The organism is Avibacterium endocarditidis, from assembly GCF_002921145.1.
Classification (GTDB): Bacteria; Pseudomonadota; Gammaproteobacteria; order Enterobacterales; family Pasteurellaceae; genus Avibacterium; species Avibacterium endocarditidis.
Genome location: NZ_PQVI01000151.1, coordinates 1 through 9,876 on the forward strand (window position 1 = coordinate 1; position 9,876 = coordinate 9,876).

Below are 9,876 nucleotides of genomic sequence, written 5' to 3' on the forward strand. Positions count from 1 at the left end.
TTTGAAATATAAAATCTTTGCTAAATTTTTAGTAAAAAGATTATCTTTTATTAAATAAGAAATGAGTTAAGTTTATTGAATAATACTACTAACACTACCCTATTATAAGCTTTTATTTATTTTGAATGTGAAAGGTATAATGTTAAAATATCGTTAAACTATTTATTAGAAGATGAAAACTTCTGGTATCCCAAAAACGGAGATTATTATTACGGCCCCTAACTCACGAATAAAACTTGCGTAGTTAAATCTTGTACATTTTTATTCAAGAGTAAATATCCTAATTCACAGGGTAAGATCGCATTTTCTCCAATTTTATGATCCAATATAGTCATATAGTCTCAGCCTACAAAACCTATTGAGGCTATATGAATGTCTTCAGTTTTCGCAATGACTTCCCCCCAGACCTTACCCCAAAAAATATGACTTTCTCGATATTGTTTTTCTTGTCATTACCGCAGTGTTTTCTGGTGCTAATAGCTTGGCGGGCATTAAACTTTTCGGAGAATAGCATCAGGATTAGTTGAGCAGATATCGTCCTCTCGAACATGGCATTCATGTCTATGATACTATTGCTCGTATTATCAAACACATCGTTCCAAAAGCTTTTAACGAGATTTTTATTGATTTTATCAATGAGATAAGAGCAAGGAGTTAATTGCGATTGATGGGAAAACATTGCATCATAGTTTTATATCCTACTTGCTTAATCTAAAAGTAACAATATTGAATCTAGATATTCCACACTTATTACTATGCCTAGAAAAAACCGCACTTTACCAAAAGTGCGGTCTATTTTTAACGTATTTTCAGCAATCCCTACAACGCCTTCAAAATATCATCAACACGCTCTTTCGCATCGCCGAAGAGCATTTGGGTGTTTTCTTTGAAGAATAATGGATTTTGTACGCCTGCGTAGCCCACTGCCATTGAGCGTTTGAATACCACCACGTTAGCGGCTTTCCACACTTCTAGCACTGGCATTCCTGCGATTGGGCTGTTTGGATCGTCCATTGCCGCAGGGTTTACGGTGTCATTTGCGCCGATAACCAATACCACATCAGTATCTGCGAAATCGTCGTTGATTTCGTCCATTTCTAATACCACGTCATAAGGTACTTTGGCTTCAGCGAGTAACACGTTCATATGACCTGGTAAACGCCCTGCTACTGGGTGGATACCAAAGCGCACGTTCACACCACGATCACGCAATTTTTGTGTGATTTCAGCTACTGGATATTGCGCTTGAGCCACCGCCATTCCATATCCCGGGGTGATGATCACAGAGCTTGCATTTTTCAGCATTTCCGCCACTTCTTCTGCCGTTGTTTCGCGGTGTTCGCCTTGTTCTTCATCACCACTTGCAACCACATCATTACCAAAGCCGCCAGCGATAACGCTGATAAATGAACGGTTCATCGCTTTACACATAATGTAGGAAAGAATCGCACCTGATGACCCCACTAATGCGCCAGTTACGATCAAGAGATCGTTATTAAGCATAAAGCCTGCTGCCGCAGCTGCCCAACCTGAATATGAGTTCAGCATTGACACCACCACTGGCATATCTGCACCACCAATTGATGCCACTAAATGCCAACCAAAGGCAAGGGCAATGAGCGTCATTAATAGCACTGGGAAGATATTTTCTGGTGAGCTTAAAAACGCAATCATTAATAAGGCAGAAACCACTAGCGCCGCTAAATTTAATTTATGGCGATGCGGTAACATTAGCGCTTTAGAGTTAATAATGCCGCGTAATTTACCGAATGCGACCACAGATCCTGTAAAGGTTACCGCACCGATGAAGATCCCTAAGAACACTTCCACATTGTGGATTGTAGCAAGGGTTGCTTGTTCTGCATCAAAGGCAGCTTTCGCATTTTCTAATGCTGCTTCGCTGATAAATGCTGTACCTTCAGGCGCAACAAATTCAGGGGTAACGTGTAAGCCAAAGCTGTTAAAGCCAACTAACACCGCTGCAAGACCAACAAAGCTATGTAGAATAGCTACAAGCTCTGGCATTTCGGTCATTTCTACTTTTAATGCACGTTGGATACCAATCACCGCGCCAATCGCCATAGCGATTAAGATCCAAATTTGCCCTGAAGTTTGTGGGCCAAAAATGGTTGCGATAAGGGCGATGGTCATACCCACAATGCCATACCAACAACCTGCTTTAGCAGTTTCGTGTTTAGAAAGCCCTGCTAAGCTCATAATGAAAAGTAATGCCGCTACAATATATGCAGCCTGTACTAAACCTTCTGACATTGCTTTTTCTCCTTAACCTTTTCTAAACATTGCAAGCATACGTTGGGTAACTTTAAAGCCACCAAAAATATTGATACTTGCTACTAAAATTGCAATAAACGCGAGCAGGCTAATAAAGAAACTGCCTTGAGCAATTTGCAATAGCGCCCCCACAATGATGATGCCTGAAATAGCATTGGTTACCGCCATTAATGGCGTATGTAAGGCGTGGCTCACATTCCAAACCACATAGTACCCCACCACACAAGCAAGTACGAATACGGTAAAGTGTGATAAGAATGCCGCTGGCATCACTGAACCTAACCATAGGAACAACACACCAATTGCGCCCATAATGCCGTATTTCACGCGTGGGTCTTGCGGTTTTTCTTCTTTTTTCTCAACCACTACTTCCACTTTTTGCTGCGGCTGGGCTGAAACTTGAATTGGTGGCGCAGGCCAAGTGATTTCACCATCACGAATAACCGTTACACCACGCAATACCACATCATCAAAATCAATATTGATTGTGCCGTCTTTCTCTTTACATAATAACTTGAGCAAGTTCACCAAGTTAGTCCCGTAAAGTTGGGAAGATTGCGTTGGCAAGCGTGCAGGGAAATCGGTATAACCGATCACTTTCACTTGATTATCGGTAACGAACACTTCGCCCGGTTTAGTGTACTCGCAATTCCCCCCTGTTAAGGCAGCTAAATCCACAATCACCGAGCCTGGTTTCATTGAATCCACCATTTCTTTGGTGATCAAACGTGGTGCAGGTTTTCCTGGGATCGCAGCAGTGGTAATGATAATGTCCACTTCTTTCGCTTGTGCCGCATAAAGCTCCATTGCACGGCGATTAAATTCTTCCGACATCACTTTCGCATAACCATCGCCTGAACCGCCTTCTTCTTCAAAATCAATTTCTAAGAAGTCTGCGCCCATTGATTTCACTTGCTCTTTTACTTCAGGACGAGAGTCAAAGGCACGCACAATCGCACCAAGGCTATTTGCGGTACCAATCGCAGCCAAACCTGCCACACCCGCACCAATTACCAACACTTTCGCAGGTGGCACTTTACCTGCTGCCGTGATTTGTCCAGTGAAGAAGCTACCAAACGCATTGGCGGCTTCCACCACCGCACGATAGCCTGAAATATTCGCCATTGACGAAAGGGCATCTAAGGATTGCGCACGAGAAATACGCGGCACCGCGTCCATTGCTAATACATTGATTTTCTTAGCCGATAATTTTTGCATTAAGGCTTCATTTTGGGCTGGCCAAATAAAGCTGATCAGGGTTGCCCCTTCTTTAATTAACGCAATTTCCTCATCAGTTGGCGGATTCACTTTCATAATCACATCGGCATTCCAAACCTCTTGTGCTGTGCCGATTTTCGCGCCTGCATTAATAAATGCCTGATCTTCAAAACTTGCTTTAAAACCTGCATCGTGTTCAACCAGCACTTCAAAGCCAAGCTTTAAAATTTGCTGAACAGTCTTTGGCGTTGCCGCCACACGGGTTTCATTATCAAGCAGTTCTTTAGGTACACCAATTAACATAATGTTTCCTTCAAATTGGTTGATGATAAAATCTGGAAAACCTTGCTTTCCAGCCCATAAATGACAATAGTCAAAACCGCTCTAACTGTACCATTTATTGCAAAAAAGATACAAAAAGATTTTGCAAATTTCATTGAAAAAATTTACCTATAAATCAAATTTTTAAAAATCATCTAAAAAAGCCATAGAATCAATAATTAAAAACGAATAAAAAAGCACCGCACTTTACTTTTTCATAATTTTACAAAATGATACACTTCCCTTTTTAATCGAAACAGGAACACAAAATGCAATTACCCGCACTTCAATCCGCCACACTGATACGCCGTTACAAACGTTTTTTAGCCGATGTAGAACTAGCGAATGGTGAAGTTCTCACCATTCACTGTGCCAACACAGGGGCAATGACAGGCTGTGGCGAAAAAGGCGATACCATTTGGTATTCAATCTCCGACAGCAAAACCCGTAATATCCCCATTCGTGGGAACTCACCCAGCTCAAAAATGGACAAATGGTGTGCATTAACACGCACCGCTCCAATCAGCTCACCTTTGAAGCCTTGCAAAATAAGCAAATCAAAGAATTAGCCGCATACAGTGAAATTCTGCCAGAAATGAAATATGGCGAAGAAAACAGCCGCATTGATTTTTTTGCTCAAAGGCGAAGGCTTGCCCGATTGCTATGTTGAAGTGAAATCCGTCACGCTCGTAAAAGGCAATCTCGGAATGTTCCCTGATGCAGTAACAACCCGCGGGCAAAAACACTTGCGTGAATTAATGGCGATGAAAAAGCTGGGACATAGAGCGGTGATTTTTTTCGCAGGATTGCACAACGGTTTCGATCGCTTCAAAGTAGCAGAATATATCGATCCCGAATATGCGAAACTACTCAAACAAGCCATTAAAGAAGGCGTGGAAGTTTATGCCTACGCAGGGGAATTTGAATTTTCTCAACAAATTCCTACCGCACTTTCTCTTACAAATTCAGTACCTTACATCGAATAACAAAATTTGTTGAGAATTATTTGCATTTATCTATTGACTTCCTATTTGAGAACTATTATCATCTAATCATTCAAACAATAATAGATAATCACTCCAACACTTTAGTGCCTCTCCCCCCCACAGAAAGAGGCACTTTTTTTGTGTGTGAAATTGACAAGTGCGGTACTTTTTTCACAATTTTTCCTTAAATCTTCTCCGCCAAAGGCTTGGGCTAATTTGATGTTTTTTCTTGAAATGTTGGCGAAAGGCGGTGGCAGAATGAAATCCCACTTGAGCCGCAAGGCGTTCAATTTCTAAATCTGTGCTTTCTAATAAAATGCGTGCTTGTTGCAAGCGAATTTCAATCAACCATTCTGTAAACGCCATTCCTGTGGCTTGGCGAAAATGACGGGTAAAGGTGCTACGGCTCATATTTAAACGCTGAGCAAGATCATTAATGCAATAATCCTGCGTCAAATTTTGCTGAATATGCTGCAATAATTCATTGATATTTTCACTGGCAGATTTTCTTGCCACAGGGCGTTCGATAAACTGTGCCTGCCCACCTTCTCGGTGTGGTGAGATCACCAACATTCGAGCCAACTGATTGGCTATTTTCACCCCATAAATCCGCCGCACAATGGCTAAACAGCAATCTAGCCCTGCCGCCGTGCCTGCTGAAGTCATCACCTTACCGTCTTCCACATAAATCGCTTGAATATCCAAATTTACGTTTGGAAAACGCTGACGAAAAGCCGCCTCCCCTAGCCAATGGGTTGTGGCACGTTTGCCGTTTAACACGCCACTGTATGCCAATGGAAACGCACCGTAACATAGCCCCACTAATAACGCGCCACGCTCCAAGGCACTTTGCAAGGCGTTCTGCATTGCTAAGCTAGGCGGTTGGGTTAAATCGTGCCAACCAAAATGAACGATAACATCAGCTGTTTCCAACAAGGATAAATCCCCATCAGCAGGCACAAAAATGCCCTTTTCGCCATAGCAACTTTGGGTATTTTCTGCCACGATTTTCACTTTGAATAAGGGAGCTTCGCCAATATTTAGCGAAAAAACCATATTCGGAATGGCAAATTGAAAGGGATTAAAGTTAGGGTATAAAACCAAAGCAACAACAGGTGCGGTCATATTTTTCTCGATTTTTGAGTCAATCTTTTCGTTATATGAATAATAAGCCAATATTTTTGATTTAGCAAAATAGCGATAATGGCATTTTTCATCAACAAAGGAAATTTTATGAAGATTAAACACTTATTTTCTAGCTTTTTACTTAGCGCCGTATTGGCAACTAACGCTTTGGCGCAAGATGTCTATCAACATATTCGCAATGCCACCGCTAAGCTCACTTATGCGGGCGAAACCTTTTTAATCGACCCAATGCTTGCCAAAAAAGGCACTTATGAAGGTTTTGAAGGCACGCTCAACAGCCAAAAGCGTAATCCATTGATTGAGTTACCTATGCCTGCTGAAGACGTGTTCAAAGGCGTGTCTGCGGTGGTGGTTACTCATACCCATTTAGATCACTGGGATCCTGTGGCACAACAAATCTTACCGAAAAATTTGCCTATCATCGTACAAAATCAAGCCGATGCAAAACTCATTAAAGATCAAGGGTTTAAAGATGTTCGCGTGCTAGATGAAAGCCTAAAAATCGGCAAAGTAACGCTACACAAAACAGGGGGCGCACACGGCACGCCTGAAATGTATGCCGTTGCCCCATTGGGTAAGCTCTTAGGCGATGCAATGGGTGTGGTATTCACCGCCAAAGATCACAAAACTCTCTATATTTTGGGCGATACACTGTGGACGGCAGATGTAAACAAAGCCTTAATCAATTACAACCCTGATGTGTTAGTGATGAATACAGGTGATGCGCGCGTTAATGCCTTTCCAAATAACGGCATTATTATGAGCAAAGAAGACGTGGCTCACGCTTACCAAGCTGTGCCAAATGCCAAAATCATTGCGGTGCATATGGATTCAGTCAATCACACTGCGGTAAGCCGTAAAGATTTACGTGAATTTATCGCCAAAGAAAATTAACCGATCGCGTTAGTGTGCCAAATGATGGTGAGAACATCGCATTCTAAAAAATATGAAAAATTACCGCACTTTGAGCTACTTTGGGAAACCATTCAAAGTGCGGTCAAAATTTCACAAATTTTCCCCTATTCCACATCACTTTCTTTAAACCATTGCGCTAAATATTCCAGCAAGGCGGCTGCGCTGGGCAATAGGCTTTTCCTTGACGGATAAACTGCGTGGATCATTCCGCTCGGTAAATGATAAGGCTCGGCAAGGGCAATGTTGAGTTGGTTATGCTGTATTTCTTTGCGTACGGAAATATAAGGCTATGCGCTGAAATCCAACAAACTTGGAATCGTCCTGATGCAGAAAAATGGGCAGAAGCTTATCAAGCCGTTTTCCCTGAATATCAACTATTAATCGAAAGCTATCAAAAAGCCCGTGAAGTTGAGAAAAACCACGAAGTTTTAGATTCTGAAAAATAACTTTTTAATGAGTGTGTTTTTTATTTTATACCGCCTAATTTTAGGCGGTATTTTTTTGAAAAAATCACCGCACTTTGATGTTATTTTACTGACTCAAAGTGCGGGGATTTTTCCTTGATTTTATGCCATTGTCGCGGCATCTAAAATCAGTTGCGTTACCGCTTCGGCTTGCGACATTAGCGAAGCGTGGCTTGCATCAAGGCTGATAATTTTACGTGGGGAAATACGTTCCGCCATCATTTTTTGGTTAGCCGGAGAGATCATTCTATCTTGCGTAGAAATTTGGTAAAAACTTGGTTTCACCTTCCAAGCGGCTTGGCTGACGGTATCCGCAAAAGTGGAAGCTAATGGGGCTTTTTGTGTAATCGCCATTGGGTACGCTTCGTCCTCGCTCACATCTTGGCAAAAACTTTGCTGATAACGACTGCGGTCAATCCATAAATAACCATCACTATCGCCAACAATGGCAGAAAATGCTTCAGGTGGATTTTGTTGACTAATTCCGCCCGCACTTTCACCCACTTCAGGAGCAAAGGCGGCGATATAAACTAAAGCTTTCACATTAGGTAAATCGCCCATTTCTGTGATCACTTTACCCCCATAAGAATGCCCTACCAGCACCACTGGCTTCTGAATTTGTGCCACCATTTTGCGTGTACGCGCTGCATCATCAGCTAATGAAGTGAGCGGATTTTCTACCGCATACACATCAAAATACCCCTGTGCTTTCAATGCGTTAATCACGTTATTCCAATGGCTTGCACCGCCCCAAAAACCGTGTACTAAAACAATTGCAGGTTTTTCCATTTTTTACTCCTAAGTTTACATAAAGTTTATGATAAATTTTGTGCAATCATACGCTCATCATAAGCAAAAACAATAGGTAAAAATAGGGTCATCTCTCTAAATTCAATAGGCTTTACCAATAAGAAATAACAAAGTGCGGTCAAAATTTGGCAAATTTTTAGCAGTCATTTAATGCGCGTAATTGATTGCCTGTGGCATCAAAATTATCAGCCGAAAGCCAGCGTTGGAACTTAGGTTTCATTGCCTGCCATTCTTCTTGCAACATTGAAAACCACGCCGTATCGCGATTACGCCCTTTATACACCAGCGCACGCCTAAAAACCCCCTCAAATTGAAAGCCAAGGCGCTTCGCCGCATTGAAAGACGGCTGATTTAGACTATCACATTTCCATTCGTAACGGCGATATTGTAGGGTTTCAAACACATATTGCATTGCTAAAAATTGGGCTTCGGTTGCAACACGGGAATGTTTAAGGCTTTCTGAATAAATCACCCAGCCCATTTCGATAGTACGATTTTTCGTATCAATGCGCATTAGAGAAAATGTCCCTACCACTTTTTTGCTCGCCTTATCAATAATCGCCAAATAATAGGGATCTGACAGGCTTTCCCATTGTTGCAAAAGTTGCCGTGCGGCTTGTTCGTTAGGTTGTGCATCAATAGACAAATAAGTCCATTGGCTTTCAGGGCTATTTGGCCCAAAAAAATCATAAATATCGCTAAAATGACGAGATACACAAAGCCGTTCCAAACGACAATATTGCCCTTCTAACGTTTGAATATTCGGCAACTCTCCCACTGTAAAATCTGCAATAAGTTCACCGATAGGCTGACCGAGATGGTTAATTGGCATTGTACTCCCTCATAAAAAAATAGGCGTAACACCTGTAATAATTGATATACTTGATGTTAAAGCTTTAAATGCTAATTTCAATACAGCTGTCGTACTGCATAATGACTTGTTTTATTGCACGACCTCTGGTTGTGATAATACTGTCGATAGCCTGAAAACTTTCAAATTAAGCCAGTTAAAAAATCTTTCAATTAATACCGCACTTTTAAAAAGTGCGGTGTTTTTTTAGCTTTTTTGTATAACTGTGGAATGTCAAAACAACACTCAGCCATACAGCATTATGATATTACTTATCCACCACAAGTACACTTTTACTCAAACGTAATTGTTTCTGTAATTCAAGCGTTACCTTATGTGCTTTCTCCCAATCTTTCTTCGTTAGTAATGGGCGAATTTCCCGTAAATAAATTTCGGTACTTGTTTCCCCTGTATGATGTTCGTACCCCAATGAATGGCTACGCCAACGTTGAGGATCAATTAACACATCTTGAGAATAAAAAGGATCAGAATTATTTTGGATATGTTTGTCTAATTTCGCACGTAATTCCCGCTTAATCTCTCGGTAATTTGGATCATTTGCTAAATTACGTGTTTCGCCGCGATCATTGACCATATCATAGAGTTCTTCTTCCTCGTCCTCTTTGTAAAGCACATATTTAAACTCATTCGTTCTTAACATTCGTGCTGGTTGAAGATCAAGATTTCGATCCGTATTCCAATGGGCAACAACATATTCTCGCCACGCTTCGGTCGGTTTATTTTGTAATAACGGTAACAAGGAACGCCCATAAATCGGATTAGGAACGGTTAACCCTACATAATCACAAAGTGTTGGCAATAAATCACATAAGGATACCAGCTCTTTTTATGCTGATTTTTTGAATATCTGGCC

Annotated in this window: 7 protein-coding genes and 2 pseudogenes; 3 read left to right on the top strand and 6 right to left on the bottom strand. The window is 41.4% G+C overall.

The window, feature by feature from the left end; genetic code table 11:
- Window positions 1-819 precede the first annotated feature (819 nt).
- On the bottom strand, window positions 820-2,271 hold the full coding sequence (pntB, locus tag C3Z13_RS11055) for a Re/Si-specific NAD(P)(+) transhydrogenase subunit beta (protein ID WP_103855943.1): 1,452 nt from the start codon (window positions 2,269-2,271) through the stop codon (window positions 820-822).
- Between the two features lie 12 nt (window positions 2,272-2,283).
- Window positions 2,284-3,813 carry a Re/Si-specific NAD(P)(+) transhydrogenase subunit alpha gene (gene pntA, locus C3Z13_RS11060; protein WP_103855944.1) on the bottom strand — a complete coding sequence of 510 codons (1,530 nt, stop codon included), beginning with the start codon at window positions 3,811-3,813 and terminating at the stop codon, window positions 2,284-2,286.
- Window positions 3,814-4,100: 287 nt separating this feature from the next.
- Between pntA and sfsA the strand changes: the two are divergent.
- A pseudogene (gene sfsA, locus C3Z13_RS11065) lies at window positions 4,101-4,817 on the top strand (DNA/RNA nuclease SfsA).
- A gap of 171 nt (window positions 4,818-4,988) precedes the next feature.
- On the opposite strand, the gene C3Z13_RS11070 reads toward sfsA, so the two are convergent.
- Window positions 4,989-5,942, bottom strand: coding sequence for a GlxA family transcriptional regulator (locus C3Z13_RS11070; RefSeq protein WP_103853204.1), 954 nt, complete (start codon window positions 5,940-5,942; stop codon window positions 4,989-4,991).
- A gap of 108 nt (window positions 5,943-6,050) precedes the next feature.
- Between C3Z13_RS11070 and C3Z13_RS11075 the strand changes: the two are divergent.
- A pseudogene (locus C3Z13_RS11075) lies at window positions 6,051-6,904 on the top strand (MBL fold metallo-hydrolase).
- Between the two features lie 228 nt (window positions 6,905-7,132).
- Window positions 7,133-7,324 carry a hypothetical protein gene (locus tag C3Z13_RS11080; RefSeq protein WP_208107154.1) on the top strand — a complete coding sequence of 64 codons (192 nt, stop codon included), beginning with the start codon at window positions 7,133-7,135 and terminating at the stop codon, window positions 7,322-7,324.
- 120 nt (window positions 7,325-7,444) lie between these two features.
- On the opposite strand, the gene C3Z13_RS11085 is transcribed toward C3Z13_RS11080, so the two are convergent.
- From C3Z13_RS11085 to C3Z13_RS11095, 3 genes are all read right to left on the bottom strand, one after another.
- On the bottom strand, window positions 7,445-8,131 hold the full coding sequence (locus C3Z13_RS11085; RefSeq protein ID WP_103855945.1) for an alpha/beta hydrolase: 687 nt from the start codon (window positions 8,129-8,131) through the stop codon (window positions 7,445-7,447).
- Between the two features lie 157 nt (window positions 8,132-8,288).
- A complete protein-coding gene (locus C3Z13_RS11090) occupies window positions 8,289-8,984 on the bottom strand; it encodes a GNAT family N-acetyltransferase (protein ID WP_103855946.1) in 696 nt (231 codons plus the stop codon).
- Window positions 8,985-9,270: 286 nt separating this feature from the next.
- A complete protein-coding gene (locus tag C3Z13_RS11095) occupies window positions 9,271-9,822 on the bottom strand; it encodes a sulfatase/phosphatase domain-containing protein (RefSeq protein WP_245872657.1) in 552 nt (183 codons plus the stop codon).
- Window positions 9,823-9,876: the final 54 nt, after the last annotated feature.